We start from the raw sequence: 25,060 nt of genomic DNA on the forward strand, positions 1-25,060 counted from the left end.
ATTTCCCTCGCATTCAAGGCGCGGCCTGCGGCGGAAAAAGGAGAAAACGCCGCGGGCCGCTCGGGGCCGGTCAACCGGGAAGCCGGCCCTTTTGCCTCACCGCATGGCGGCGGGGTCGATGCCCAGCCGTGCGGCGATCTCGTCGTCAACGGTGCCCGCAATCTCGCCGTTGATCCGCAGAACGCCCTTGCGGATTGGCTCTTTGGTCATCCTGTGCAGGTGCTTGAAGGTGGGCGGGGCGGCGGCAAGGAAACCGTCAAATGCGGCCTTGTCGCGGCGGCACAGGGCCACCGCCCTAGGGCGCATGGCGGGCGAGATAAAGCCTTCGCGCATGGCCTCGTCAACCCGGTCTTCGGCGTCCATCTGGCTCATGCGCGCGGTCATTTCCGCCCGTTCCGAAAGCAGGGCCTGCACCGCCTCAACCGGCATGAACTTGGCCGGGTCCGGTTCCCTCATCCGGTCCGCTTGGAAATCGTGTTGAGGGATTGCCCTTGCCTAAGGGCCTGATGGATCGTCCAGCGAAGGCGCGCCTCACGTGACGCAGGGCCTTGCGGCACGGTGATCTTCAGGCGCTGTCCAAGGGCAAAGCTCAGGTGTCGCTTGACGACGGCAACCGGATCGTCGCTGTAGTCATGGGCGTCCTTCGGCGTCACGCGAAGTTCCCGACCGGCATATTCCAGAAGGAAAGGTTTCAGCACGTCAAAGCCGCATTCGTCTTCGATGTCCCAAAGCATTTCAGGAACGTGCATGTCGATACCGGCGCACTCGGCACAGGTCGGGAAAAGCAGGTTCGGGAACAGGTCGTTTGCCATGCGCACAGGGTAGGGAAACCCTGTCACCTGTCCGACCTTGACAATTGTCGGGGGAAGCGTTCGCGGCGGTGCGGGACACCGCGCCAAGAGGGACGGGCCTGCCCTCGCAGTCACATGGTTGACCGGCTGACCGAAAATTGCTTTGGCGCGGCGGTGCGGAGGGGTGCCCTATCCCTCACCGGGTCAAGCCCGACTGGCAAGTGTCGCACGGTAGTACGTTACGCCCTCGCGCCGCACCGGGCAAGCCCCGCAACTGTCACCCCCGCAACCTGCCCGTTAAAGCCCCATTAAACGGGGCCACAGACGCAAGAGGCCCCCGCGACGGGGCAACGGGGCCGGAACGCCACAAGCGGCCCTGTGGCGCGCTCTGGCGGCAAAACGAGAAAGGGCGGCACTTTCGCACCGCCCTTGCCGGTCTTTGCCAATCAACAGAGTGCTTTGACGCAGAACGCGGGTTTCCTCGCGGGAAATCACGATATCGAAGGCCTCTTCGTCCAGCACGCGCGCGGCAAGGCCGGTTTCCTTGCGCTGCCCCCTCCGCCCGCTCGGCCGAACCCTTGGGCATGTCCAGAATGGGCTGGATGATCCGCAGGAGATCCGCCTGCACCTTGAAGCGACCTTCACCGATGCTTTGAATGGCCCCTTCAAGGGCCGTATCATCGCCCCCCCGCCGCGTCCAGCTTGGCCCGCAACGTCGGGCTGCACCGGTCAAGGTCAAGTGCCCAGACCGTGCCCCCGTTCCCGCCCTTTTGCCCCGGCACCGCGACAACCGGCAACACCTCGCCCCGCCAGGCATGCCCCTCGGACGCGCGGCGGAAGGCTTTCCGGGCCGCTTGGGGGGACATGCCAACAACTTCGGCGAAGGCTTCGGCGCAAATGGTTTTCATGCGGTTTCGCGCACCTTCGCAAGGAACCGCTTGGCAAGGTCTTGCGACCGTGGGCCAGACCTCTTTCCGGTCAAGGCAAAAGTGACCGCCTGCCGGACGAAACCATGTTCGAGGCAGAACGCGTTAAACGATGTGCCGCGCAGGATCAGTTCGGCCCGCACTTCTTTCAATTTGCAGATTGCTACTGTAGACATGAAACATCCTTCGCAAGATAACCGGCGCCGCAGGATGCAACACTAAAGGCTCACGTGTGAGCTAAAAGGGTCACAATGTGATCCACGATTGGGATATCATAATTGACAAGCTAAAGGCTCGGTATCTTGTCGATACAGATCAAGAGCTTGCGAGGGCACTTAAGCTCGGGAGAAGCACGGTAGCGACTTGGCGAAATCGCGGTTCCGTTCCTGCAAAGTATGTAGAAATCGCAAACAGTGCCGACACGCGCAAGTTCTATGGCGAAACGCCTTGGGATCAGTGGGCACCCTTGGAGAAGGCCGCAATGCAACTAGCACTTATGCGGTTGATGCGCGACAAACGCCCGATGTTGGATGATTACACCGCCTTTGTGAGACTTGGCCAAGAACTTGGCACAGCGCTTGCCGAGGAACATGGCCGTGCAGCTCATGAGATTGCCTCGGTAATGGCAGATAATGAGATCGAACAACCAACACGGGCACTTGATTTAATTGTTGCCAAGGAATTCTTTGGCGCGAAATAGGTTTCGCAATAGGTTTCGCAATCCCCTCCACATCCAATAAAATCAACAACGTAGCGCCCGCCCCGCGTGGCACTATCTTGTCCAGAATGAAATCAGGCCAAGCCGTTGTGTTCGCTGCGATTTTTACCCAATCAAAAGGTGCCCCAATCGCCGCGCCTCATTCCGAACAAGAAAGTGCCGCGTCAGGGCTTCGCGCCCCCGGACCCCCGCGGGGTATTTCCGTCAGGGTGAAACGGGTCAGGCCTTGCTGCTGGGGGCGCCCCCTTCGAAGCGGTTGCCGTGGCGATAGTCGCAGGGTGCTTCCTGCATCTGCAGGTGCAGGCCGGTTCCGGTGAAGGGATGGGCGCGGGCGAGATCCTCGTCGAAGTCGATGCCGAGGCCGGGGGCCTCGGGCGGGACGATGTAGCCGTCCTCCCACCGGATCGAATTGCGGATCAGCGCAAGGTGGAACGCCCCGCCGGTCTGGATCGTCTCGGCAATGAGAAGGTTCGGGATCGAAGCGGCGAGATGCACATTGGCCGCCCATTCGACCGGGCCTGCGTAAAGATGCGGCGCCATCTCGGCGTTGAAGATCTCGGCCATCGCGGCGATCTTCTTCGTTTCCCATATCCCGCCGGAACGCCCAAGCGCCGGTTGCAGGATCTTGACCCCGCCCATGCGCAGGAGCGCGCCGAATTCGGCCTTGGTTGTCAGCCGTTCGCCAGTGGCCAGCGGGATGCGGACATGGCGCGCGACCTCGGCGAATTCCAGCAGGTTGTCGGGCGGGATCGGCTCTTCGTACCAGAGCGGGTTGTAGGGTTCCAGCGCCTGGCCAAGGCGGATCGCGCCCGGCGTGGTGAACTGGCCATGCGTGCCGAACAGAAGATCGGCCCGGTCCCCCATCGCCTGCCGGATGGCATGACAGAAGGCGACCGACCGGGTGATGTCGGACATCGCGGGTTCGTGCCCGCCGCGGATCGTGTAGGGGCCGGCGGGATCGAACTTCACTGCGGTGAAGCCCTGCGCAACGGCCTTTGCCGCCGCTTCGGCCTGCCAGTCGGGGTTGACCCAGAACTCGGAATGGTCCTGCCCCTCGTCGGGGTAAAGGTAGGTGTAACTGCGGATGCGGTCGTTCATCCGCCCGCCCAGAAGCGCCCAGACCGGCCGGTTGCGCGCCTTGCCGAGGATGTCCCAGCAGGCGATTTCCAGCCCCGCGAAGGCGCCCATGACGGTCGGGTCGGGGCGCTGCGTGAAGCCCGAGGAATAGACGCGGCGGAACATCAGTTCGATGTTCTCGGGGTTTTCGCCCTGCATGTGGCGGGCAAAGACATCCGCGATCACCGCGCGCATCGCCTCGGGGCCGACGGTTGCGGCATAGCATTCGCCATAGCCGGTGATCCCGCAGGCGGTGGTCAGTTTCGGAAAGATCCAGTAGCGCCCGCCCCAGCCCGGTGCCGGGGGGGCGACGACGAAGATCTCGAGGTCTTGCAGTTTCATGCCTTGGCTCCTGCCGGAACGGGCCGGCTCAGATGATGATGGCGGGCCACCGCCGCGTCTTCGCGGGGCCGATTGCGATTTCCGCCGCCCAAGATGACCGGGCCTTTGGTCAAAGGCCAGCCGGAACGCGACGCAAACATGCCGCTTTCGGATCAGCCAAGGCTGTCCGCGATGCGGCGGAGGCGCGCGGCGAGCGCCTCGGGTGCCGCGAAGAAGGGCGAATGCGAGGTGGGAAGCGTCGTCACATGCCCAGGTGGAAAGGCGGCCGCCATGGTTTCCTGATATTCGGGCGGGATGGCGCGGTCTTCGGTGCAGCGGATGTAGTGGCGCGGCACGCTGCCATAGCGCCCAGTCAGGATCACGGGGGTTTCCTGCGGCAGGACCGGTTCGGGGCAGAGGTGCCGCGCGGCGAAATCCACCGTGCCTGGCGGGCAGTCATGATAGAACTTGTCCTCGATCATCGCGGGATCGAAGGAGAATGTGACGCGATCCTCCGACAGGCGGATCGCGGGGGCCAGGGGCTGTCGCGGCCCGTCCTTGCGCATCCGGGCGAGCGAATGGCCGGAAACGGGTACATAGGCGCAGACATAGACCAGCATGGCGACCCGTTCCGGGTCCATTTCCGCGGCCAGCGAAATCGGGAAACCCGCCATCGAATGACCGACCACGATCGTCGGGCGGTCGATCGCGTCAAGGATCGCCCGCGCATAGCCTTCGAGCCTCGCGTCCGAGGCCGGGGTCGGATCGTCGCCATGTGCGGGCAGGTCGATCGCGCGGGCGGTCAGGCCCTCGGCCGCCAGCGCGGGGATCACGTCGCGCCAGCACCAGGCGCCGTGGCAGGAACCGTGGACAAGCAGAAGGTCGGTCATGGCGCACCTGTCGGGTTTGTGCAGGTCAAGGGGCGAAGTTGCGGCCCAAGGCCTGTGGATTGATCGGTTTCAGACATGGTCAAGGTCAGACATGGGCAAGGTCAGACATGGGCAAGGTCAGACATGGGCGATCCGGGTCAGAAATCCCGTAACCGCGGCGGCATATTCCGCGGGTTTTTCCACGAACGGCAGGTGCCCTGCGCCGCGGATCAGGCAGAAATCGGCCCCGAGGATCAGTTCGGCCGTTTCGCGCACCAGATCGGGCGGTGTCGATCCGTCATCCGCCCCGGCGATCGCCAGCGCGGGCAGGGTAAGCGTTGCCGTCGGGGTGTAGAAATCGGTGCCCGCGATCGCGGCGGCGCCTCCCGTCCAGCCGCGCGGGTCGCAGGCCAGCAGCCTTTGCCGGAACGGTTCTGCCCCGCCTGCGAGCCGGAAAGACCGCCCGAACCAGCGTTCCACTGTCGCATCGGCAATGGCGGCCATGCCGCCTGTGCGGACCGCCTCGATCCGCGCGTCCCAATGGGGGGCGATGCCGATCCGCGCGGCGGTGTTCGACAGGATCAGCCCCCGCACCAGATCCAGCCGCTTGACGGCCAGCCCCTGCGCGATCATCCCGCCGATGGACAGACCCAGCACCACCGCCTCTTTCACCGCCAGGTGTTCCATCAGCCGTTCTACATCGCGGACCAGCGCCCCCATCGCGTAGGGCGGGTCGGGCACGTCTGACCGGCCATGCCCGCGCATGTCGGGACGGATGAGCCGCAGGCCGGTCGGAAGCAATGGCAGGATCGGATCGAAAAGACCGCCATCAAGGCCAAGCGCGTGCAGAAGAACCACCGCAGGCCCGTCTTTCGGGCCATCGTCCTGATAGCTTAGGCGAAGATCGGGAAGAAAGACTGTCGGCATCAGGCGAAGCGGGTCAGCGTTTCGCGATAAAGCGCGGGATCCACATTGCCGCCGGTGGCGATGCAGAACACCGTGTCGCCCGCGATTTCGTCCTTGCGGAACAGGGCCGCGGCGAGGCTGACCGCGCCGCCCGGCTCCAGCACGATGTGCAGGTGCTGGAACGCCAGCGCCATGGCGTGCAGGGCCTCGTCATCCGTGACCACAAGGCCCGGCCCCGCCAGACGTTCCAGAACCGGCAGCGTCAGCAGGCCTGGCGAGGGCGTGACGATGGCATCGCAGACCGATCCGCCCATTGTCGCGTTGCGCTGGCGGGTGCCGCTGGCCAGTGACCGCGCGGTGTCATCGAAGCCCGCCGGTTCGCAGGTGCGCACACGCAGGCCCGGCGCGCGGCTTTCCAGCGCCAGCGCGATCCCGGCGGCAAGCCCGCCACCGCCGCAGCAGACCAGCACATCGGCGTGCAGCGCCTCAAGATGTGCGGCCTGCTCTGCCAGTTCGAGGCCCGCCGTTCCCTGGCCTGCAATGACCTGCGGGTCGTCGAACGGCTTGATCAGCGTTAGGCCGCGGTCCGAAGCGATCGCGCCGCCGATCGCGTCCCGGTCGTCCGTTTCGCGATCATAGAGCACCACCTCGGCGCCAAGCGCCCTGGTGTTGTCGATCTTCACCCGCGGGGCGTCGGCGGGCATGACGATGACGCAGGGTGCCCCCATCGCCGCCGCCGCCCGTGCCACGCCCTGCGCATGGTTGCCCGAGGAATAGGCGATCACCCCGCGCGCCCGCACCTCGGGGGCAAGGGCCGAAACCGCCGCCCATCCCCCGCGCACCTTGAAGCTGCCGGTGGGCTGAAGGCATTCCGCCTTCACCAGCAGGCGCCGCCCGGCGATCGCATCCAGAAACGGCGAATGGAGCAGCGGCGTGCGCAGCACATGGTCGCGCAGCCTGAGGGCGGTGGCCTCGATCTCGACGATGCCGGGGGCGGTCTGGTGCGGGGTGGACGTCATGCGGGCAGGGCCTTGAGAAAGCGTGCGATCACCGAAAGGCTTTCGGGTTCGTCGAGGAAGGGGATATGTGCGCGGTCGGGCACATCGGCAAAGATCATGTCGGGGCGGCGGCGGCGCATCTCGGCCACGGTCTCGGGTGACAGAAGATCCGAATTCGCGCCGCGGATCAGCGCCACGGGCAACCCGGCACAGGCGTCGAACAGGGGCCAAAGGTCCACGGGCGGGCCCTTGAACGCGTCAAGGAACGCATCGCGCAGGGCAGGGTCGTAGGTGATCTTCAGGCCCCGGTCGGCCGCGTGGTAATGCAGCCGCGCCTCGGCCAGCCAGCGGTCGGCGGGCACGTTGGCAAAGCCGGGCATGGTGCCGGGCAGGGCGGCGGCCAGGTCCTCGTGCGTGCGGGCGCGCGGGTTGCGCCCGACATAGTCGAAGATCCGCTCCAGCCCGCGGCGTTCGATCACCGGGCCGATGTCGTTCAGGCAAAGCCCAAGCAGCCGGTCGCGGGCCATCGCGGCCAGCAGCATGCCGATCATCCCCCCGCGCGAGGTTCCGATGACCGCGGCCTTGCCGATGCCCAGATGATCCAGCAGTTCAAGCGCGTCGCGCGCTTCCTGAGGCACGTTATAGGTGGCGGCGCCGGTCCACTGGCTGCCGCCGCGCCCGCGGTAATCCATGCGGATCAGGCGCAGGGGGGGCAGGTGGGGTTTGAGATAGTCGAAATCGCCATGCGTCCGCGTCAGGCCCGGCAGGCACAAAAGCGGCAGGCCCTCGCCTTCGTCGAGAAAGGCGATGCGCGTGCCGTCGGTGGTGTGAAAATGCTGCATCAGAGCGCCCTTGCAAGGTCGGGAATGGCGGACAGGTCGGGCATCACATGGGCCGGGCCATGCGACAGGCGGTCCTGCGGCAGGCCCGCGCGGTTCACCCAGACGGTGGCAAAGCCGTAGCCGGAAGCGCCCGCCACGTCCCAGCCGTTCGACGAGACGAACAGAACCTGTTCCGGGCGCAGGCCGAACCGGGCAGTGGCCAGGGAATAGACCCGCGCGTCGGGCTTGAAGACCCCGACCTCCTCCACCGAGAGGACGGCATCCAGATGCGCGCCGATGCCGGCCGACCGGACCGCCGCGCCCAGCATCGCGGGGGCGCCGTTGGAAAGGATCGCCGTCGCAAGGCCGTGCCCCTTCAGCGCGGCCAGAACGGCGGGCACCTCGGAATAGGCGGGCAGCGCATCGTAAAGCGCCAGCAGGCGCGCGCGCAGCGCCGGATCGACCAGCCCCGCCGCCTCCATCGCCCAGTCAAGACCATCGGCTGTCACCTTCGCGAAATCGGCGTGGATGCGGGTGATGGCGCGCAGCCAGGTGTATTCTAGCTGCTTTCGGCGCCAGTCTTCGGCCAGCCTGGGCCAGATCGCGGCCAGCCTTTCGCCCCCCGGTTCGGCCGCAGCGGCACGCGCGGCGCCGGCGACGTCGAACAGCGTGCCATAGGCATCGAAGACCACGGCTTGGATCGGCATCGGTTTCCTCCTGTCCGGGGGAAACTGGCACAGCGACGGGCCAAGGAAAAGGGGGCGACAGGATGCCCAATTGCCGGGGCGCGGCAAACGCGACGCTGGACGGGGGCGGATTTGCCGCCTAAACCCGGTGCCCGGAACAGGAAGGACGCATTCATGGCCCGAGGCAAGGAAGTTCTGGAAGAACGCGAGAAGTCAAAGCGCGTGGGCGCGCTCAGCGGGCTGGTCCCGTTCCTGCGGCCTTACCGGGGGCTGGTCGTCCTTGCCCTGGCGGCGCTGACGCTGACAGCGATGGTCAGCCTGGCGCTGCCGCTTGCCGTTCGCCGGGTCGTGGACGGGTTCAACGAGGGAGACGTTTCCCTGCTGGACCGGTATTTCGCTGCGGCGATGGCGCTGGCGGCGCTTCTGGCCGTGGGCACGGGCTTTCGCTACTACCTTGTCACCAAGCTGGGCGAACGCGTGGTCGCCGATATCCGGCGCGCGGTGTTCGACCGGGTGCTTGGCCTGTCGCCCGCCTTCTTCGAACGCATCCTGACCGGCGAGGTGCTCAGCCGCTTGACCACGGATACGACGCTGATCCTTTCGGTGATCGGATCCTCGGTTTCGGTCGCGCTGCGCAACGTCCTGATGCTGATCGGCGGCCTGATCGCGCTGATGCTGACGTCGGCCAAGTTGACCGGGCTTGTGCTGCTGATCGTGCCTGCGGTCGTCGTGCCGATCATCGTGCTCGGGCGCCGCCTGCGCGTCCTGAGCCGCGAGAACCAGGACTGGATCGCGGCCTCGTCCGGCAATGCCTCGGAATCGCTGCAATCGGTGCAGACGGTGCAGGCCTTCACCCATGAGGATCGCAGCCGCGCGGCCTTTGGGCTTGTGACGGAAAAATCCTTTGACGCCGCGCGGCGAAGGATCGCAACGCGCGCCGTGATGACGGTGATCGTGATCTTCCTCGTCTTTGCCGGGGTCGTCGGCGTTCTGTGGATCGGTGCGCGCGACGTCCGCGAGGGCGTGATGAGCCCGGGTCTGCTGATCCAGTTCGTGATCTACGCGGTGATGGTGGCGGGGTCCGTCGGCGCCCTGTCCGAAATCTGGAGCGAGTTGCAGCGTGCCGCAGGGGCGACCGAACGGCTGGTCGAACTTCTGAACGCCACCGACGCGGTGCAGGACCCGCCGCGCCCGCGGGCGTTGCCGAAGCCCGCGATGGGGGCCATCGCCTTTGAAGGGGTGCGCTTTGCCTATCCGGCGCGGCCGGAAACCTCGGCCCTGAACGGGGTGGACCTTGCCGTCAGTCCGGGCGAGACGGTGGCCCTGGTCGGGCCGTCGGGCGCCGGCAAGACGACGATTCTGCAGCTTCTGCAACGGTTCTACGACCCGCAGGAAGGCCGGGTGACGCTGGACGGGATCGACCTTCGCGACATGACGCGCGCCGATTTCCGCAGCCAGATCGCGCTCGTGCCTCAGGATCCGGTCATCTTTGCCGCCTCGGCGCGGGAAAACATCCGGTTCGGCCGCCCCGATGCCTCGGATGCCGAGGTGGAGGCCGCCGCCCGCGCCGCCGCCGCGCATGATTTCCTTTCCGCCATGCCCCAGGGCTATGACACCTATGTGGGGGAACGCGGCGTGATGCTGTCGGGCGGGCAGAAGCAGCGGATAGCCATCGCCCGCGCGATCCTGCGCGACGCCCCCGTTCTGCTCCTGGACGAGGCGACAAGCGCGCTTGACGCGGAAAGCGAACGCGCCGTCCAGGCCGCGGTGGAGGAACTGTCGAAGGGCCGCACCGTTCTGGTGGTGGCGCATCGTCTGGCGACGGTGAAGCGGGCCGACCGGATTGTCGTGTTCGAGGACGGGCGGATCGTGGCGACCGGCACCCATGACCAGCTTGTCGCGGGCGGCGGGCTTTATGCGCGGCTTGCCCGACTTCAGTTCACCGACGGGCAGTCCCTCTGACCGCACCGACGCCTGGCATCCCCCGGAACGCGGCGTCAACGGTCTTTGACGTGGCGTAGCGGCGCGCAGCCGAGGCTTGCGGCACGCGGCAAAACCCAGCATCCTTCCCGCCGAGGACATGATCCCGGACGACAAGGAAACCGGGACGCTTGGGGAGGAAATGCCGGATGACGAAATTCGCCTCGGTTGCGGATCGAAATGCCATTGAAGCGGAATCGGCCTGGGCGGAACGGCCCGTGGCCAAGTCGATGTATGGCTTCCTGAGCGAGGCGAAGGAACGCTTCGGCAGCCGCCCCGCGGTCAGTTTCCAGTTGATGTCCGGACCCGGCGACAAGGCCGAAACGCTGACCTGGTCCGATCTGCACGGGCGCGTGACGCAGGCCGCGAACCTGTTCCGCAGTCTCGGGGTCGGGGAAAAGGACGTGGTCGCCTATGTCCTGCCGAATTCGATGGAAACGGTCGTGGCGCTTCTGGGCGGGGCGGTGGCGGGGATCGTGAACCCGGTCAACCCGCTTCTGGAACCCGAACAGATCAGCGCCATCCTGCGCGAGACGAACGCGAAGGTCGTCGTCACGCTGAAGGCCTTTCCCAAGACCGACCTGCCACAGAAGGTGGCCGAGGCGGTGCGGCACGCACCCTCGGTCAAGACCGTGCTCGAGGTCGACCTGAACCGCTACCTGGCACCGCCGAAAAGCTGGATCGTGCCGCTGATCCGGCCGAAGAACCCCGCGATCCACACGGCGAATATAAAGGATTTCAATGCCGAGATGCGCCGCCATTCGGCGGTGAAGCTGTCCTTCGCCGATGGCACGACCGACCGCGTCGCCGCCTATTTCCACACCGGCGGCACCACGGGCATGCCCAAGGTCGCCCAGCACAAGGTTTCGGGGATGGTCTACAACGGCTGGCTGGGCCAGAGGTTGCTGTTCACCGAACAGGATGTGGTGATCTGCCCGCTGCCGCTGTTCCATGTCTTTGCCGCCTATCCGATCCTGATGTCGATGATCGCCTCGGGGGCGCATGTGGTCTTTCCCACGCCCCAGGGCTATCGCGGCGAGGGGGTGTTCGACAATTTCTGGAAGCTCGTCGAACGCTGGCGCGTCAGCTACATGATCACCGTTCCCACCGCGCTGGCGGCACTGATGCAGCGCCCGGTCAATGCCGATGTCTCCAGCCTCAGGGGGGCGTTCTCGGGATCGGCCCCGCTGCCGATCGAACTGTTCAACCGGTTCGAGAAGGCCACGGGCGTGCAGATCATCGAAGGCTATGGCCTGACGGAATGCACCTGCCTTGTGTCCTGCAACCCGCCGGACGGGATCAAGAAGATCGGCTCGGTCGGGATTCCCTTCCCGCACACGCAGGTCCGCATCCTTCGGACCGACGGGATGGGCGCGTTCCTTGATTGCGGCGTGGACGAAGTGGGCGAGATCTGCGTCTCGAACCCCGGCGTGTTCGAGGGCTCGACCTATACCGAGGTCGACAAGAACCGCGACCTCTTTGCCGACGGGCGCTTCCTGCGCACGGGCGATCTGGGGCGCATCGACGCCGATGGCTATCTTTACATCACGGGCCGGGCCAAGGACCTGATCATCCGCGGCGGCCACAACATCGACCCCGCGATCATCGAAGAGGCGCTGATGGGCCATGAGGCAGTGGCCTTCGTGGGGGCGATCGGCCAGCCCGACGCCTTCGCCGGCGAACTTCCCTGCGCCTATGTCGAACTGGTCAAGAACGCCACGGCCACGGTCGAGGAACTGATGGATTATGCCCGCGCCCATATCCACGAACGCGCGGCGCTGCCCAAACATATCGAGATCCTGCACGAACTGCCCAAGACGGCGGTGGGCAAGGTGTTCAAACCCGACCTGCGCAGGATGGCGATCACCCGGGTTTATGACGAGGCTTTGAATGCCGCCGGGTTTGCCGGTGTGCGTGTCGAACAGGTGATCGAGGACAAGAAGCGTGGCCTCGTGGCCCGCCTGTCGCGCGCGCCGGGCACCGACGAGGAGCGCCTGAAACATGTGCTGGGCGAATTCACCCGGCCGTGGGAATGGATCGACTGACAGGAAAAGGAGGGCTGTCTGCCCCCCTCTTCGCCTGCGGCGATTTCACTGCCCCCAAGGATACTCCGGACGGCAGGAGGCAGGGCGCGGAACCCCCTACATCTCCATCCAGATCGTGACGGGGCCGTCGTTGTTCAGGCTCACGTCCATGTCGGCACCGAAGATGCCGTTGGCCGTGGGCACACCTTCGGCCTGCATCCTCGCGGTGAAATATTCATAAAGCCGCCGGCCTTCATCGGGGGCCGCGGCGGTGGAAAATCCGGGCCTGTTGCCGCGCAGGTCGGCGGCAAGCGTGAACTGGCTGACGATCAGGGCCGAGCCGCCGATGTCGCGGACAGACAGGTTCATCTTGTCGGCCTCGTCCTTGAAGATGCGCAGCTTCGCGATCTTGGCCGCCAGCTGGTCTGCATTCCTTTCGGTGTCGCCCTGCATGGCGCAGACAAGGATCATCAGGCCCGGCCCGATCTCGCCGGTGACGCGGCCCTCGACCGTGACGGAGGCGCGGCTGACGCGCTGGATGACGGCTCTCACAGTTCGGCCCTCCAGGGCGGGTTGGCGCCGGGGCGGCTGACGGTGACGGCGGCGGCGCGGATGCCCAGATCCAGCGCCGCGTCAAGCGTTGCGGCGGGAAGGTCGGCGATGGCGGGCTTCGTCAGGGCGCCCGCCTCATGCAGGGCGGCAAGGACGCCCGCGTTGAACGTGTCGCCCGCCCCCACGGTATCGGCCACGGTCACGCGCCGCGCGGGGGCGCGGCGGTCATGGGCTGCGGTCACGGCGCGGGCACCGTCCGCCCCTTCGGTCACGAAAACCACCTTCGGCCCGCGCGCAAGGATCCCGCGCGCAAGGTCCGTCAACTCGCCCGGACCCTCCAGCCAGTGCAGGTCTTCGTCGGAAAGCTTCACGATGTCGGCCCGGGCGATCATCCGGCCGATCCGCGCGCGATAGTCCGCCTCGCGCCCGGCGATGAAGCCGGGCCGGATGTTCGGGTCGATCATCGTCACGCGCGCGCCCGCCTCGCGCGCCTGAAGCGCCTCGTAGGTCGCGGCGGCGGGATCGTTCACCAGGCTGATGCCGCCGAAGAACAGGGCGTCTACCCTGTCGGGCAGGTCGCCTGCGGGCAGGTCGGGCAACTGATCGACCGAAAGCATCCGCCCCGCCGTCGCCTCGTCATAGAAGGCATAGGTCGCCTGCCCGTTCACCAGCTGCACGAAAGCCACCGTGGTGGGCCTCTCGGAACGCGCCAGAAACCGGGTGTCGACCTTCGAGGCCCGCAGCGTCTCTGCCAGGATCTCGCCCAGCATGTCGGTCGAAACGCCCGAAAAGAAGGCCGATGGCGCCCCCAGACGGCCAAGCGCGATCGCCGTGTTGAAGACGGCGCCGCCCGCATAGGGGGCAAAGGCCGCCTCGCCTTCGGTGGTCACGCGCGGCAGCATGTCGATCAGCGCCTCGCCACAACTCAGAATCATCCCAGCCTCCCCCGGTTTTCCGGGCTTATAGCCAACATCCGCATGTTAGCGCAAACACGCCCATTCAACCTGATCGAAATACCCCGGGGGTCCGGGGGCTGGCCCCCGGCCCGGTCAGGTCACAAAATACCGGGCCAGATTGGCGCGGACCCGGTCAAGGGGCGTCGCCCCGCCCAGATCGGGCACGAAGGCCTGCCCGGTGATCGCCTCGTAGGCGTCGATATAGACCCGGCTGGTGCGTTCGATCATCTCGGCCGGGATTTCGGGGATAGGATCGGAATAGGGATCGCAGCGCGCCGCGACCCAGGCGCGGATCACGTCCTTGTCGAAACTGGGTGGGCGGGTGCCGTCGCGCAGGGCCGCCTCATACCCGTCGGCCAGCCAGTAGCGGCTGGAATCGGGCGTGTGAATCTCATCGGCGATCAGGATGTTGCCCGCCAGATCGGTGCCGAATTCGTATTTCGTATCCACAAGGATCAGCCCGCGTTCGGCGGCCATCTTCTGCCCGCGCGCGAACAGTGCCAGCGCCTTGGCCGAAACCTCGTCCCACTGCGCCTGTGTCAAAAGGCCCTGTCCGACGATCTCGGCCGCGGTCAGCGGTTCGTCATGCCCGCCGTCGAAGGCCTTCGAGGTGGGGGTGATGATCGGCTGCGGCAGCGCCTGATTGTCGCGCAGCCCCTCGGGCAGGGTGTGGCCGTACATCTGCCGCTGGCCCTTCCTGTAAAGCGTCAGGATCGAGGTTCCGGTGGTGCCTGCCAGATAACCGCGCACGACGATTTCCACCGGCAGGATCGTCAGCCGCTTGCCGATCACCACGTTCGGGTCGGGATAGTCCAGCACGTGATTGGCGCAGATGTCGGCCGTCCGGTCGAACCAGAACCGCGCCACCTGCGTCAGAACCTGCCCCTTGAACGGGATCGAGGCCAGGATGCGATCGAAGGCCGAGATCCTGTCGGACGAGATCAGGATGCGGCGGCCTTCGGGATGGTCGGCATCGGGTGGCAGGTCATAGCAGTCGCGCACCTTGCCGAAATAGGGGTTGGGCAATTCGGGAATGCGGGCGTGGTCAAGGACGCGCATCGGGGCCTCCGCGGTTGGTGCCCCCCTATCGGCCCGGGGCAGGGCGGAGTCAACCATGCGCCGCGGTCGCACGGGGCGCGAACCGCCCGTGCCGTCAGTCAGTCAGCCACTCCGGCAGTTCGTTGCCCGACAGGCCGAAGGCGTCGTGGAAGGCTTCGGGGTCGTTGGCATAGGCCAGCGCGCCCAGGAAGATCGCCACGACCAGCGCAGCGAACAGGATCTTCCACACCGACCAGGGGCGTTCGCCCTGCACCTCGCCGGTCTGCCCGTTGACCAGGAACCGGAAGCTACGGCCGTTGTACTTGTAGGCGGCGGTCCAGACCGGCAGCAGGACGTGCTTGAACGTCTCGTCGCGCCAGTTCGTCTCGGCCCCGTCGATGCGCTGTTCGTCGCCGCCGATGTCATTGCGGATGTCGCCCGCGATGATCCGCCCCATCCTTTCGCGCGCCTCGGCATGTCCCCGGGCAAGGGTCACGGTATAGCCCTCGGCATGGAAGCCCGACAGGTAGTCGGGCGAATAGGGGACAAGGGCGGACAGGTCCCACGGTGTGAGTCCGTCACCCAGCCGCGCCGGCACCGAGGTCGAGGCCATGACGACCATGTCGTCGAACCGGCGCGACACCTTGCCGGTGACAGGGGTCCAGCGGATCTTGCGGACCTGTTCGGTGCGCCGTTCCGCCTTGCCGTTCACGGTGACGGTCACGGTGCGGGATTCGTAATAGGCATCGCCCCGCTGGCCGCGATAGCGGGTCGCGGTATCGGCGTCGAAGGTCCAGTGCGGGACATAGACGCCGGTCATCGCGCGGCCCTTGCGGGCGTATTCCAGCAGGCCGTTCGGCGCGAACCACAGGCTGCCCAGCCATTTCGTCATCGCGCTGCGGGCCTCGCGTTCGTCCAGCGCGAAGGGGATCAGGGCCTGCGGCTTGATATGGCGGTGGGTGCCGGTATCGACGACCACGGGCGTGGCGCAGAACGGACATTCCGTGGCGTGCGAAGCGCCCGAAAACTCCACCACCGCGCCGCAGGACGGGCAGGTCGTGGACCGCACCTCCTCCATCGCGTCCGGCGGCAGGTCATCCTTCAGCGCGCGCGCCAGATCGAGTTCGCCAAGCGCGCGTTCCACCTGTCGGCGGCCTGCCTCGGGGATCGCCTGGACATGGCCGCAGTGGTCGCAGACAAGTTGCGACGCTCCGGGCTGGAACCTCAGGTCGGCCCCGCACTGTTCGCAGGGATAGCGGTGTTCCTCGGCGATGGCCAAGACTGGCCTCCGGTCAGGCCGACGGCGGCGGCGGGGGCGGCGGCAGGACGGTAAAAAGCCGGGCGACGGCAGGCACGTCCTCGGCCCGCTTCCAGCCGTCCTGGCCCGCTGTCCAGACCAGTGTATCGCGCGTCAGGCTGCCATCGCCGGCCATCCGGCCAAGGGAGGCGGTCGAGAACGGCCCCTTCGTCGCGCCATTGTCGGCGATGTGCCAGACCGTATCGGGCGAAGGGGGCGGCGGCGCGGGCGGGGCGACGGGTGGCTGGGCCGCGGCGGGCGCAGCGCCCCAGGGGCCTGCGGCATGGGGCTGCGCCATCGCCATGCCCATCCCCGCCCCCATCGCGGCACCCATCCCCGCACCCATTGCGGAACCGGGCTGTGCCAACCCCTCGGCGGCGTTGAACTGCATGTAGCGGTTCATGTCGCCGACGATCCCCATCGAGGTGCGCTTGTCCAGCACCTTTTCCACCTCTTCGGGCAGGCTCACGTTCTCGATGTAGAACTCGGGCAGGCTCAGCCCGTAGTCGGCCACCTTGGGCGCGATTGCGGTGGTGACCAGCTTGCCCAGGTCTGCGGTGTTCGCCGCCATGTCCAGCACCGGGATACCGGAACCCGCGATGATGCGCGAGAATTCCTGCACGATGATGTTGCGGATCTGGAAGCTGATCTCGTCCGAGGTGAATTCGCCGTCGGTGCCCACGATCTCGGTCATGAACTTCGCGGGGTCGGACACGCGCATGGAATAGGTGCCGAAGGCGCGCAGGCGCACCGGGCCGAATTCCGGATCGCGCGCCATGATCGGGTTCTTGGTGCCCCATTTCAGGTCGTTGAACCGCGTCGTGTTGATGAAGTAGATTTCCGACTTGAACGGCGACTTGAACCCGTGATCCCAATGCTGAAGCGAGGTCAGGATGGGCATGTTGTTGGTTTCAAGGAAATAAAGGCCGGGGCCAAAGACATCGGCCAGCTGGCCTTCATGCACGAAGACGGCCGCCTGACCCTCGCGCACCGTCAGCTTGGCGCCATACTTGATCTCGTGCCCCTCGCGGTCGAAGCGCCAGACCATCGTGTCGCGCGTGTCATCGACCCAGTGGATCACGTCGATGAACTGACCGCTCAGAAAATCCAGAATACCCATCGCGTCCTCCAAATCCTGGTCCGGCAAACGAACCGTTTCACGAACCCTGCATCTTCGTCAATTCCGGCGCACCCGGTGGGCGGCGTCCCCCCTTTCGGCGTTCCGGCCGCGCGTCGGCATCAGCTTTCGCCCCCGATCAGCTCATAGGCGATTTCCGCCACGATCGGCCGTGCCTCGGCCGCCGTCATGCCGGGCCGCAGGCGCGGATCGTAGAGGATCTTCAGCATCAGCTCGTCCTGCCGGGTCAGAAGCGCATATTCCTCGTCGTCGTTGAAGATCGACGGCCGTGCCATCGGGCTGTCATTGGCAAGGCCCAGCCCCTGCGCGATCTCTTCGTGCATGCAAGACAGCCGCAAGAGATCGGGATGTTCGGCCCGGATCACCGCGAAGGCGCGCTTGTAGACGCTGGAGCTGCCTTCGGACACGGCATAGACGATGCAGTAGGTGCTGCGCGGCAGGTTTGTCAGCCCCATCACCTCGACAGGCGACAGATCGGGCAGGAAGGCGCGGATCGCCGGGGCCAGCGCGCGCCGTTCGTCTTCGTTGACGATGTGCACCTGGAAATTCGCCGTCGCCGGATCGGTCAGCGCGATCGGGTGGCCGGTGATCGAGGACAGCCGCGCCAGATACGAGGCCAGCCGCGCGCGATCCGTGGCACGGCGGCTTTCGGGAACCGTCGCGCCGAAGTTCACCCCCACGCGCACCGGCCCCGTCCAGCGCCGCAGGGTGGAACTGATCTCGCGCTGGACCAGGCCGCCGGCTGTGCGTTCGTATTCGTCAAACAGGGCGATCCGGATGAAATTGTCGGTCAGCATCCGGTCGGTGAAGGGGGCATCGGCCCCCCCGCCATCCGTCCGCAACATCCCCTGCGCGATGAAATCGTTCTGGATCTGCGCGAAATAGGCCGCGAGCGCCTGGCTTTCGGCCGAGGCGGAAGGCGTAGTCGATGTGCGTGGCGTAGCCGTCACCGGGCGGTCGGGGCGGTCCGTGGCCGGGGTCGTGGCCACGCAGCCGGCAAGGGCAAGGGCCATCAGCCCGGCGCGCGGCAGGTGCCGCAGGCCGGATCGGGCGCTGGACGGGAAAGTGCCCGTGGTGGTCACGATCTCTGCGTCTCCTTGGTTCAAACGGCGGTGCCGGTGGCGTCGCCCAGCCCGGTGGACCGGGCCTTTGCAGCGGCGAGCGTGTCGCGCAGTTCGGCCTCCATCTTCTGCAGGTCGGCCTCGGCCGCGGCGCGCTTCTTCTTGCCCTCGTCGGCGATCTGAAGGCTTTCGTTGATCGTGGCGATCAGCGTCGCGTTGGCCTTCTTCACCGCCTCGATGTCGAAGACCCCGCGCTCCATCTCTTCGCGGACGATGCGATTGGTCTGCTGCAGGTTTTCCGCGTTCGAGGTCAGAAGTTCGTTGGTCAGGTCGTTTGCCGCCTTGATCGACGATGCCGCCTCGCGCGAACGCTGGATCGTGACCGCCTGCGCCAGCTGGGTTTCCCAAAGCGGCACGGTGTTGACGAGGGTCGAGTTGATCTTTGTCACCAGCGACTTGTCGTTTTCCTGCACAAGCCGGATCGACGGCAGCGACTGCATCGTGACCTGGCGGGTCAGCTTCAGGTCGTGGATGCGGCGTTCCAGATCGTCGCGCGCGCCGCGCAGGTCGCGCAGCTCCTGCGCCTTCAGCACCTGTTCGTTTTCCGGCGCGGCGGCGACCTCGGCCTCTTTCGCGGGGATGACGGTGGCATCCACCTCTTTCAGCTTGGCCTCGCCCGCCGCGATGTAAAGCGCCAGTTCGTTGTAGAAATCCAGTGTCTTGGCATAGAGGACGTCCAGCGACTTGATGTCCTTCAGCAGCTTGTGTTCGTGCCCCAGAAGGTCTTCTGTCACGCGGTCGATCTGGCCCTGCACCTCTTCATAGCGGGCGACGAACTTGGCAAACGGGGCCGCGCGGCCCAAGAGCTTTTCCCACCACGAACGGGTGCGGCGCACATCCAGTTCCGAAACGGAAAACCCCCGGATCGACGACACGATGGTGCGCAGGCTGTCACCGGCGGGGCCCACGTCCTTGTTCTTCACATCCTGCAGCATCTGCTGGCTGATGACCTGCAATTCCGCCTGCGCCGACGACCCGAACGAGATGATCGACTGGGTGTTGCCCAGGTCGATCTCATCCATCCGGCTGCGGATGTCCTTGGCGACCGGGGCGGGCGCGGCTTCCAGCGGCACGATGGCGGTGCCCGGTTCGGGCAGGATGACGGCGGTGACGGCCTCGACTTCGGCAAGGGCCTGGGCGGCGGCGGTGCGGATGTTCTCGGTCATTCGGTAATCTCCCACTGTGTCGGGCGGCCGGTCATCGTGCCGGTGTTTCAAATTGAAGCCGTTCACGCAGAACCTGGATCTCCACATCCAGATCGGCGTGGTTGTTTTCCAGAAGTGCCGTCGTCCGGCTGGCGAAGGTGGTTTCCAGATCGGTCAGCAGCGCCTCGTAATCGGCGCGCGCTTTGGCGTTGCGGTTGCGCGCGTAAAGGTCGGCGAACTTGGCCGTCGCGTCGCGCGCGCCCATCAGATAGACTGACAGATACTTTCGTGCCGCGGTCAGGTCGCCAGGATCGCCCTCGACCGTGCGGAACAGGCCGCGCGCGGTTTGCGCAAACCGTTCGACGCGCGCTTCCAGCGACCGGTCCCCCGCCCGCAGGATCGCGTCCTTCATCGCAGCCAAGTGTTTTTCCGCCTCGTCCACGGCACGGGCCACGCGGTCGGTCTGGAACTGGTCGACGCCTTCCATGCCCTTGTTCTGCAAGGGATCGGGGCCGAAGGACAAAAGGTGCAGGCCCGCGCCGATCACCCCGAAAAGTGCGGCGTAAAGCGGGCCTTCGCCGCCGCCGATGGTGCCCGCGGCAAGGCCGAGCCCGGTCAGCACCGATCCGAATATCTTGCGCGGAAAGGCCGGGCGGCGGGCCACGCGGCGGGCGTCATAGGCCTCGTGCGCAAGGATCCCCTCGCGCGTCAGCCATGCCGCCAGAAGCAGGAGCCCACCGGCCAGAAGTGACAGCACAAGCGTTGCGGGGTCGCCGCGAAACGCCCCGATCAGAAAGATCAGCGGCACGAAGAACAGCAGATTCGACCGGCTGCCCGCGCGGGTGCGGCGGCGTTCGTCATAGGGATTGCGGGGTGGCTGATCGCCGCTGCCCGGCGGGGCGGGGGGATGATTGCGCCGCGGGCCGCCATCGGGACTGTACTTTCCGCCGAACCGTTCCGCCATCACGAAGCCCCCAGCGTGCCGACATAGAAGATCAGCGCCAGAAGTAGGAAATAGGCAATGGATTGCATCCCTTTTCCGGTCATGTGCTCCCCGTCCGGCTGAACTGCCCCGTCCGGGGCCATGCGGCTTTTTTCGACTATAGGCCAAGGGTTGTTCCCTTGCCAGTACTCAGGCAGGCGGAAAATTGCCGCTGTCTTCCCCCTTGCCGGGCCGGGGTCGCGCGCAGTCAGCGGCCCTCGCGCGGGGGCTTGCCGCGTGGCTTGCCGCGGGGCGCGCCGGTGCCGCGCGTGCCGCCGGACGGCCCGGACCGGGGCGCGGCCCCGCCGGTCTTGCGCGGGGCGGATTTGGAGGTCGGTCTTTCGGTGGCTGGGGCGGTGGATCTGGGAGTGGATTTTGCGGCGGGTTTGGCCGCAGTGCGCGGCCTTGCCGTGCCCGAGGGTGCAGGCCTTGCCTTCGCGTCCGGTTTCGCCGCCGGTTTCGCCGCAGGGCGCGCGGGCCTTGAGGCGGGCTTGGTCGCTGCGGTCCGGTCCGCCGTGCGGTCATCCGTCCGGACGCCCGTGCGTTCGATCCGTTCGCCCCGTTCGCCCCGCTCGCCTTGCCGTTCGGTGCTGCGGGCGGGCCGCCCGGCGGGGTCTGCCCCGGCCTTGTCCCGGCGCGCGGGTCGTGCGCCGGACTTGGGCGTGATCGCCTTCGTCCAGGTTTCGGACAACTCGCGCAGGGCGGGGGAGGCGGCCGCCCCCCGTGTCGCCGTCCGGCTGCGGGTCGCGGGCTTGGCCGCGGCATGGGATGCGGACCCTGCCGACGACGTGGCCGGAGCCTTTCCCGTTCGGCTGCCGCCTGTGCCGGCTGAAGTTCTGGCTGCCGTTCTGGCGGCCGTTCCGGTCGCCGGTTTCGGCGCCGGGGCAGGGGCGCGCGCGCCGGACGTCGCCGTGCGGCGGGTGCGGGCCGGGGGGGCCGCCTCGTGTTCCTCGATCGACAGGCCCAGTTGATCCTTCAGGACGCGCGGACGCACTTCCTCGACCTCGCCGGGTTGCAGGTCGTTCAGGCGGAAGGGGCCATAGCTGATGCGGATCAGCCGGTTCACCGTCAGCCCGATTTCGGTCATGGCGCGGCGGATCTCGCGGTTCTTGCCCTCGCGCAGGCCCACCGTCAGCCAGGCATTCGCCCCCTGCAGCTTGTCCAGCACGACCTGCATCGGCTGGAACGTCTCGCCATCCGCGACGATGCCCTTGCGTAGGGGGTCCAGATCGGCATCGGTGGGGGTGCCCTTCACGCGGACCCGGTACTTGCGCAGCCAGCCGGTCGAGGGCAGTTCGAGGCGCCGCTTCAACTCGCCGTCGTTGGTGAGGAGCAGCAGCCCTTCGGAATTGAGGTCGAGCCGCCCCACGCTCATTACCCGGGGCATTTCGGGGGGCAGGCTTTCGAACACCGTGGCCCGCCCCTTTTCATCGGCCTCCGATGTGACCAGCCCCTCGGGCTTGTAATAAAGCCAGAGCCGCGCGGGTTCGGGCGCGGCCAGCGGCTTGCCGTCGACGGTGATCTTGTCGCGCGGCGTCACGTTCAGCGCCGGGCTGTCGATGACCTTGCCATTGACCTTGACGAGGCCCGCCTCGATCATCCGTTCCGCCTCGCGGCGCGAGGCGACGCCCGACCGCGACATCACTTTGGCGATGCGTTCGCCCTCGGGCGCGGGGGTCGCGGGGGGTGCCTTGGCGGGGCTTGATTTCCGGGGCATGGGGGGCGACCTTCGCGCGAGAGGGGAAACGAGGGCCGGGGGTTTTGCACCCCCGGACCCCCTGCAGGGTATTTGGATCAGGTTGAAGGCGCAACGGGCAGCGATGGAATTCCGGTCGTACATGGATCAGGCGCTGGACGAAGCGCGGGCGGCGGGCGCGCGCGGCGAGGTGCCGGTGGGCGCGGTAATCGTGGCGCCCGACGGCCGGGTGGTGGCGCGCGCGGGCAACCGGACGCGCGAACTGGCCGATCCGACCGCCCATGCCGAGGTGCTGGCGATCCGCGCGGCCTGTGCCGCCGCCGGGTCGGAACGGCTGCCGGGACACGACCTTTATGTGACGCTGGAACCCTGCCCGATGTGTGCCGCGGCGATTTCCTTCGCGCGGATCGCCCGGCTTTACTATGGCGCGGCGGACCCGAAATCGGGCGGCGTTGCGCAGGGCGCGCGTGTCTTTGCCCATCCGCAGTGCCACCATGTCCCCGAGGTCTATGACGGGATCGGAGGGGGCGAGGCGGAACGCTTGCTGAAGGGCTTTTTCGCCGGGCGGCGCGAGTGACGGCATCACGCCGGCGCGGGGGAACGCCTAGACGCCCCACCAGCGCAGGGTATTGGCCAGATGGTGCCGGATCGCCGCCACGGCGCGGTCGGCATCGCGGCGTTCCAGCGCGTCGATGATGGCCAGATGTTCGTCCATCGCGGGAACGATCCGGTCCGGCAGGAAGGAGCGCTGGTTCTGGATGATCGCGATCCGGTTGCGGTTGTCTTCATAAAGGCGTGCCGCCAGTGTCAGGCCTATGCCTTCCGACAGGGCGTCGTGGAGCGACAGGTCGGTCAGGATCGCCCGGCGCTGGGTTTCGGGGGTGATCCCCGCCCTGGCCTCGTCTCGCAGGGCTTCATGGGCGTCGCGCAGTTGTGACAGGGGCAGGGAGGCGCCGGTTTCGATGATGCGGCGCGCGCCCTCGCTGTCGAAGATGGCACGCAGTTCCAGACATTCGCGCGTCATTTCGGGTCCCGCGTCCATCACGACAATGCCGCGCTTCGGCAGGACCGAGACGACGCCCCCCGCCTCGGCCAGCTTGACCGCCTCACGCACTGCGGCAAGAGGCAGGCCCAGCATCTCGACCAGCATGGGGGTTGAAAGAAAGGCCCCGCTGCGGATGCGCCCGTCGCGAAGTGCCGCGATGAGCGAGTGATGCGCCTGAACCGCCAGCGTATCGCCCCCCGGCGCTGCCTGCTGCCTGTCTGCGTTCAACGTTTCCTCCTTGCGGGCGTGTGGCCTGCGGACCTGACCGTGATTATGCGGAAAACCCTGAAACTCCTATCCGGATTTTCGACGTATCAACGGCTGGAATAGTCTGTAACATTTCAGATGACATAACAATAGGCAGGTCAGAAAACCTGTCACCTTGAACCGACTGTCGCGGCGAGGGACCGGGGCAGACCACAGGAGGAGGACACCGATGCATTCGACAACCGCCGAGGGCGTGGAAATTTCCGAGGACGCATTGCGCCCTGTCACGGCACAGGAGAAATCCTGGGGCTGGTTTGCCATCTTCAACGTCTGGGCCAACGACATCCAGTCGCTGTTCGGCTATTCGCTGGTGGCGTCCTTGTTCATCTCGTTCGGGGTGACAGGATGGACGGCCTTTGCCGCCCTTATCGCCGCCGGGCTGTTCGTGATGTACATGGTCAACCTGTCTGGCGCGCCCGGCGAACGCTACGGGATCCCCTATCCGGTGCTGGCGCGGGCCAGCATGGGCACCGAAGGGGCCAAGCTGCCCGCCGTGCTGCGCGCCGTCGTCGCGGTATTCTGGTACGGCGTGCAGGTCTATTTCGCATCCACGGCGCTTGCGCTTCTGATCCGGTCGCTGACCGGGATCACCGGCGGGCCCGAGGTCATGGGGCTGACGAGCGTGGACTGGATGTCCTTCGTTCTGGTCTGGGCCTTCCACATCGTCATCTTCTGGCGTGGCATGGGCTGGGTCGAGGGGTTCCTGAACTTTGCCGGTCCCTTCGTCTATGCCGTGATGATCGGGCTTGTGGTCGTGCTGTGGATCAAGTCCGACGGCCAGTTGCTGTCGCAGGCGCAAACCATCTTTGCCAATCCCGATGCGACCTGGGGCACCGAGTTCAAGGGATTCATCGCCATCTTCGGAACGATGGTCGCCTATTTTGCCGCCGTGATGATCAACTTCAGCGACTTTTCGCGCTATGCCAAGGACAAGCCTGCGATGGTTCGGGGCAACCTGGCGGGGCTGCCGTTCAACATGATCCTGTTCTCGGCGCTGGCACTGCTGACCACGGCAGGGGCCGCGGTGGTCTATGGCGAGGCGCTGGTGAACCCGACCGAGATCGTGGAGCGGACGGACAGCGTCCTGCTGGCGGTCGTCGCTGCGATTACCTTCTTTGCCGCGACGGTGGGCATCAACCTGGTGGCCAATTTCATTCCGGCGGTCAACGGGATCGCCAACCTGTCGCCCTCAACCATCGGGTTCCGCAAGGCGGGGCTGATCACGTCGGGCTTTGCGCTGGTGATCGGCGGGTTCTGGACCGGGTTCATCAGCCAGTTTGGGATCAGCGGGTTCGTCAACACGCTTGGGGCGACCCTTGCGCCGATCTTCGGGATCATGATCGTGGATTACTATCTGATCCGTGGCCAGAAGCTGAAACTGGATGACCTGTATAACGAGGATCGCGGCACCTATCGCTATGGCAACGGCTGGAACGACCATGCGCTGGTGGCCTTCGGGATCGCGGCGGTCTTCTCGGTCGCCACGGTCTGGGTGCCGGCCCTTGGCCAACTGGAAGGTTATGGCTGGATCATCGGCGCGGTTCTGGGCGGGGTGATCTATCTTGTCCGCGCCAGGGGCAGGGTTCCCGTCTGAGCTTTCCCGGTCCGGTCCGGGGGCGGGTTGCCCCCGTGCCGGACCCTTTCCCCCTGGCCCCGACCGCGATCGC

General features: G+C 66.5%; 26 protein-coding genes. 5 read left to right on the forward strand and 21 right to left on the reverse strand.

Annotated features, from left to right (window positions below; all coding sequences use genetic code 11):
- Positions 1–96: 96 nt before the first annotated feature.
- The 4 genes from E7811_RS16670 to E7811_RS16685 all read right to left on the reverse strand — a co-directional run bounded on the left by E7811_RS16670 (position 97) and on the right by E7811_RS16685 (position 1,893).
- On the reverse strand, positions 97–456 hold the full coding sequence (locus E7811_RS16670) for a phage protease (protein ID WP_136395798.1): 360 nt from the start codon (positions 454–456) through the stop codon (positions 97–99).
- Positions 453–812, reverse strand: a complete 360-nt coding sequence (locus E7811_RS16675; RefSeq protein WP_136395799.1) for a hypothetical protein — start codon at positions 810–812, stop codon at positions 453–455. Before E7811_RS16675 ends, E7811_RS16670 begins: the two co-directional genes overlap by 4 nt.
- Positions 813–1,468: 656 nt before the next feature.
- Positions 1,469–1,699, reverse strand: coding sequence for a hypothetical protein (locus tag E7811_RS16680; RefSeq protein WP_168733073.1), 231 nt, complete (start codon positions 1,697–1,699; stop codon positions 1,469–1,471).
- A complete protein-coding gene (locus tag E7811_RS16685) occupies positions 1,696–1,893 on the reverse strand; it encodes a hypothetical protein (protein WP_136395801.1) in 198 nt (65 codons plus the stop codon). The genes E7811_RS16680 and E7811_RS16685 overlap by 4 nt, the downstream gene beginning before the upstream one ends.
- 77 nt (positions 1,894–1,970) lie before the next feature.
- On the opposite strand from E7811_RS16685, the gene E7811_RS16690 reads away from it, so the two are divergent.
- Positions 1,971–2,417 carry a helix-turn-helix domain-containing protein gene (locus E7811_RS16690; RefSeq protein WP_136395802.1) on the forward strand — a complete coding sequence of 149 codons (447 nt, stop codon included), beginning with the start codon at positions 1,971–1,973 and terminating at the stop codon, positions 2,415–2,417.
- A gap of 237 nt (positions 2,418–2,654) precedes the next feature.
- Here E7811_RS16690 and E7811_RS16695 read toward each other — a convergent pair whose 3' ends face one another.
- From E7811_RS16695 to E7811_RS16720, 6 genes are all read right to left on the reverse strand, one after another.
- Entirely contained in the window at positions 2,655–3,893 is a 1,239-nt protein-coding gene (locus tag E7811_RS16695) for a mandelate racemase/muconate lactonizing enzyme family protein (RefSeq protein ID WP_136395803.1), read from the reverse strand.
- A 152-nt stretch (positions 3,894–4,045) separates the two neighbouring features.
- A complete protein-coding gene (locus E7811_RS16700) occupies positions 4,046–4,762 on the reverse strand; it encodes an alpha/beta fold hydrolase (RefSeq protein ID WP_136395804.1) in 717 nt (238 codons plus the stop codon).
- A gap of 117 nt (positions 4,763–4,879) precedes the next feature.
- On the reverse strand, positions 4,880–5,668 hold the full coding sequence (gene pcaD, locus E7811_RS16705; RefSeq protein WP_136395805.1) for a 3-oxoadipate enol-lactonase: 789 nt from the start codon (positions 5,666–5,668) through the stop codon (positions 4,880–4,882).
- Positions 5,668–6,666, reverse strand: a complete 999-nt coding sequence (locus E7811_RS16710; protein WP_136395806.1) for a threonine ammonia-lyase — start codon at positions 6,664–6,666, stop codon at positions 5,668–5,670. Before E7811_RS16710 ends, pcaD begins: the two co-directional genes overlap by 1 nt.
- A complete protein-coding gene (locus E7811_RS16715; protein WP_136395807.1) occupies positions 6,663–7,487 on the reverse strand; it encodes an alpha/beta fold hydrolase in 825 nt (274 codons plus the stop codon). The genes E7811_RS16710 and E7811_RS16715 overlap by 4 nt, the downstream gene beginning before the upstream one ends.
- On the reverse strand, positions 7,487–8,173 hold the full coding sequence (locus E7811_RS16720) for a haloacid dehalogenase type II (protein ID WP_136395808.1): 687 nt from the start codon (positions 8,171–8,173) through the stop codon (positions 7,487–7,489). Before E7811_RS16720 ends, E7811_RS16715 begins: the two co-directional genes overlap by 1 nt.
- A 153-nt stretch (positions 8,174–8,326) precedes the next feature.
- Here E7811_RS16720 and E7811_RS16725 point away from each other — a divergent pair, with 153 nt between their 5' ends.
- Positions 8,327–10,114, forward strand: coding sequence for an ABC transporter transmembrane domain-containing protein (locus tag E7811_RS16725; RefSeq protein WP_168733074.1), 1,788 nt, complete (start codon positions 8,327–8,329; stop codon positions 10,112–10,114).
- Between the two features lie 167 nt (positions 10,115–10,281).
- Complete coding sequence (locus tag E7811_RS16730) at positions 10,282–12,177, forward strand: acyl-CoA synthetase (protein WP_136395809.1); 1,896 nt, start codon at positions 10,282–10,284, stop codon at positions 12,175–12,177.
- Positions 12,178–12,273: 96 nt separating this feature from the next.
- Here E7811_RS16730 and dtd read toward each other — a convergent pair whose 3' ends face one another.
- The 10 genes from dtd to E7811_RS16775 form a co-directional block, all read right to left on the reverse strand.
- On the reverse strand, positions 12,274–12,708 hold the full coding sequence (gene dtd / locus E7811_RS16735; RefSeq protein WP_136395810.1) for a D-aminoacyl-tRNA deacylase: 435 nt from the start codon (positions 12,706–12,708) through the stop codon (positions 12,274–12,276).
- Positions 12,705–13,643, reverse strand: coding sequence for a carbohydrate kinase family protein (locus E7811_RS16740; RefSeq protein ID WP_136395811.1), 939 nt, complete (start codon positions 13,641–13,643; stop codon positions 12,705–12,707). The genes dtd and E7811_RS16740 overlap by 4 nt, the downstream gene beginning before the upstream one ends.
- 114 nt (positions 13,644–13,757) lie before the next feature.
- A complete protein-coding gene (locus tag E7811_RS16745) occupies positions 13,758–14,723 on the reverse strand; it encodes a phosphoribosylaminoimidazolesuccinocarboxamide synthase (protein WP_136395812.1) in 966 nt (321 codons plus the stop codon).
- Between the two features lie 94 nt (positions 14,724–14,817).
- Entirely contained in the window at positions 14,818–15,975 is a 1,158-nt protein-coding gene (locus E7811_RS18120; RefSeq protein ID WP_136395866.1) for a TFIIB-type zinc finger domain-containing protein, read from the reverse strand.
- 19 nt (positions 15,976–15,994) lie between these two features.
- Positions 15,995–17,119, reverse strand: a complete 1,125-nt coding sequence (locus E7811_RS18125) for an SPFH domain-containing protein (protein ID WP_136395813.1) — start codon at positions 17,117–17,119, stop codon at positions 15,995–15,997.
- Positions 17,120–17,238: 119 nt separating this feature from the next.
- Positions 17,239–18,150, reverse strand: a complete 912-nt coding sequence (locus tag E7811_RS16760; protein WP_136395867.1) for a DUF2927 domain-containing protein — start codon at positions 18,148–18,150, stop codon at positions 17,239–17,241.
- A gap of 89 nt (positions 18,151–18,239) precedes the next feature.
- Complete coding sequence (locus E7811_RS16765) at positions 18,240–19,424, reverse strand: toxic anion resistance protein (protein ID WP_136395814.1); 1,185 nt, start codon at positions 19,422–19,424, stop codon at positions 18,240–18,242.
- 31 nt (positions 19,425–19,455) lie between these two features.
- A complete protein-coding gene (locus tag E7811_RS16770; protein WP_136395815.1) occupies positions 19,456–20,367 on the reverse strand; it encodes a 5-bromo-4-chloroindolyl phosphate hydrolysis family protein in 912 nt (303 codons plus the stop codon).
- Positions 20,367–20,489 (reverse strand): hypothetical protein, encoded by a 123-nt coding sequence (locus E7811_RS18375; protein ID WP_281277069.1) that lies wholly within the window; start codon positions 20,487–20,489, stop codon positions 20,367–20,369. Before E7811_RS18375 ends, E7811_RS16770 begins: the two co-directional genes overlap by 1 nt.
- A gap of 104 nt (positions 20,490–20,593) precedes the next feature.
- Positions 20,594–22,102 (reverse strand): pseudouridine synthase, encoded by a 1,509-nt coding sequence (locus E7811_RS16775; RefSeq protein ID WP_136395816.1) that lies wholly within the window; start codon positions 22,100–22,102, stop codon positions 20,594–20,596.
- Between the two features lie 103 nt (positions 22,103–22,205).
- Between E7811_RS16775 and E7811_RS16780 the strand changes: the two genes are divergently transcribed.
- Complete coding sequence (locus E7811_RS16780) at positions 22,206–22,658, forward strand: nucleoside deaminase (protein ID WP_136395817.1); 453 nt, start codon at positions 22,206–22,208, stop codon at positions 22,656–22,658.
- 27 nt (positions 22,659–22,685) lie between these two features.
- Here the strand turns inward: E7811_RS16780 and E7811_RS16785 are convergent, their stop codons facing one another.
- The gene (locus tag E7811_RS16785; protein WP_136395818.1) at positions 22,686–23,354 is read right to left on the reverse strand and encodes a GntR family transcriptional regulator; all 669 of its coding nucleotides are present in this window, start codon (positions 23,352–23,354) and stop codon (positions 22,686–22,688) included.
- A 208-nt stretch (positions 23,355–23,562) separates the two neighbouring features.
- Here E7811_RS16785 and E7811_RS16790 point away from each other — a divergent pair, with 208 nt between their 5' ends.
- The gene (locus tag E7811_RS16790) at positions 23,563–24,987 is read left to right on the forward strand and encodes an NCS1 family nucleobase:cation symporter-1 (RefSeq protein ID WP_136395819.1); all 1,425 of its coding nucleotides are present in this window, start codon (positions 23,563–23,565) and stop codon (positions 24,985–24,987) included.
- The last annotated feature ends 73 nt before the right edge of the window (positions 24,988–25,060 follow it).

The sequence above is a fragment of the Aliigemmobacter aestuarii genome (assembly GCF_004799285.1).
GTDB lineage: Bacteria > Pseudomonadota > Alphaproteobacteria > Rhodobacterales > Rhodobacteraceae > Aliigemmobacter > Aliigemmobacter aestuarii.

Excerpts from the sequence above, each read along its gene's own strand:
- E7811_RS16670 (WP_136395798.1), bottom strand. The coding sequence starts at position 456 with ATGAGGGAACCGGACCCGGCCAAGTTCATGCCGGTTGAGGCGGTGCAG.
- E7811_RS16675 (WP_136395799.1), bottom strand. The coding sequence starts at position 812 with ATGGCAAACGACCTGTTCCCGAACCTGCTTTTCCCGACCTGTGCCGAG.
- E7811_RS16680 (WP_168733073.1), bottom strand. The coding sequence starts at position 1,699 with ATGAAAACCATTTGCGCCGAAGCCTTCGCCGAAGTTGTTGGCATGTCC.
- E7811_RS16685 (WP_136395801.1), bottom strand. The coding sequence starts at position 1,893 with ATGTCTACAGTAGCAATCTGCAAATTGAAAGAAGTGCGGGCCGAACTG.
- E7811_RS16695 (WP_136395803.1), bottom strand. The coding sequence starts at position 3,893 with ATGAAACTGCAAGACCTCGAGATCTTCGTCGTCGCCCCCCCGGCACCG.
- E7811_RS16700 (WP_136395804.1), bottom strand. The coding sequence starts at position 4,762 with ATGACCGACCTTCTGCTTGTCCACGGTTCCTGCCACGGCGCCTGGTGC.
- pcaD (WP_136395805.1), bottom strand. The coding sequence starts at position 5,668 with ATGCCGACAGTCTTTCTTCCCGATCTTCGCCTAAGCTATCAGGACGAT.
- E7811_RS16710 (WP_136395806.1), bottom strand. The coding sequence starts at position 6,666 with ATGACGTCCACCCCGCACCAGACCGCCCCCGGCATCGTCGAGATCGAG.
- E7811_RS16715 (WP_136395807.1), bottom strand. The coding sequence starts at position 7,487 with ATGCAGCATTTTCACACCACCGACGGCACGCGCATCGCCTTTCTCGAC.
- E7811_RS16720 (WP_136395808.1), bottom strand. The coding sequence starts at position 8,173 with ATGCCGATCCAAGCCGTGGTCTTCGATGCCTATGGCACGCTGTTCGAC.
- E7811_RS16725 (WP_168733074.1), top strand. The coding sequence starts at position 8,327 with ATGGCCCGAGGCAAGGAAGTTCTGGAAGAACGCGAGAAGTCAAAGCGC.
- E7811_RS16730 (WP_136395809.1), top strand. The coding sequence starts at position 10,282 with ATGACGAAATTCGCCTCGGTTGCGGATCGAAATGCCATTGAAGCGGAA.
- E7811_RS16740 (WP_136395811.1), bottom strand. The coding sequence starts at position 13,643 with ATGATTCTGAGTTGTGGCGAGGCGCTGATCGACATGCTGCCGCGCGTG.
- E7811_RS16745 (WP_136395812.1), bottom strand. The coding sequence starts at position 14,723 with ATGCGCGTCCTTGACCACGCCCGCATTCCCGAATTGCCCAACCCCTAT.
- E7811_RS18125 (WP_136395813.1), bottom strand. The coding sequence starts at position 17,119 with ATGGGTATTCTGGATTTTCTGAGCGGTCAGTTCATCGACGTGATCCAC.
- E7811_RS16760 (WP_136395867.1), bottom strand. The coding sequence starts at position 18,150 with ATGGCCCTTGCCCTTGCCGGCTGCGTGGCCACGACCCCGGCCACGGAC.
- E7811_RS16765 (WP_136395814.1), bottom strand. The coding sequence starts at position 19,424 with ATGACCGAGAACATCCGCACCGCCGCCGCCCAGGCCCTTGCCGAAGTC.
- E7811_RS16770 (WP_136395815.1), bottom strand. The coding sequence starts at position 20,367 with ATGGCGGAACGGTTCGGCGGAAAGTACAGTCCCGATGGCGGCCCGCGG.
- E7811_RS18375 (WP_281277069.1), bottom strand. The coding sequence starts at position 20,489 with ATGGCCCCGGACGGGGCAGTTCAGCCGGACGGGGAGCACATGACCGGA.
- E7811_RS16775 (WP_136395816.1), bottom strand. The coding sequence starts at position 22,102 with ATGCCCCGGAAATCAAGCCCCGCCAAGGCACCCCCCGCGACCCCCGCG.
- E7811_RS16780 (WP_136395817.1), top strand. The coding sequence starts at position 22,206 with ATGGAATTCCGGTCGTACATGGATCAGGCGCTGGACGAAGCGCGGGCG.
- E7811_RS16790 (WP_136395819.1), top strand. The coding sequence starts at position 23,563 with ATGCATTCGACAACCGCCGAGGGCGTGGAAATTTCCGAGGACGCATTG.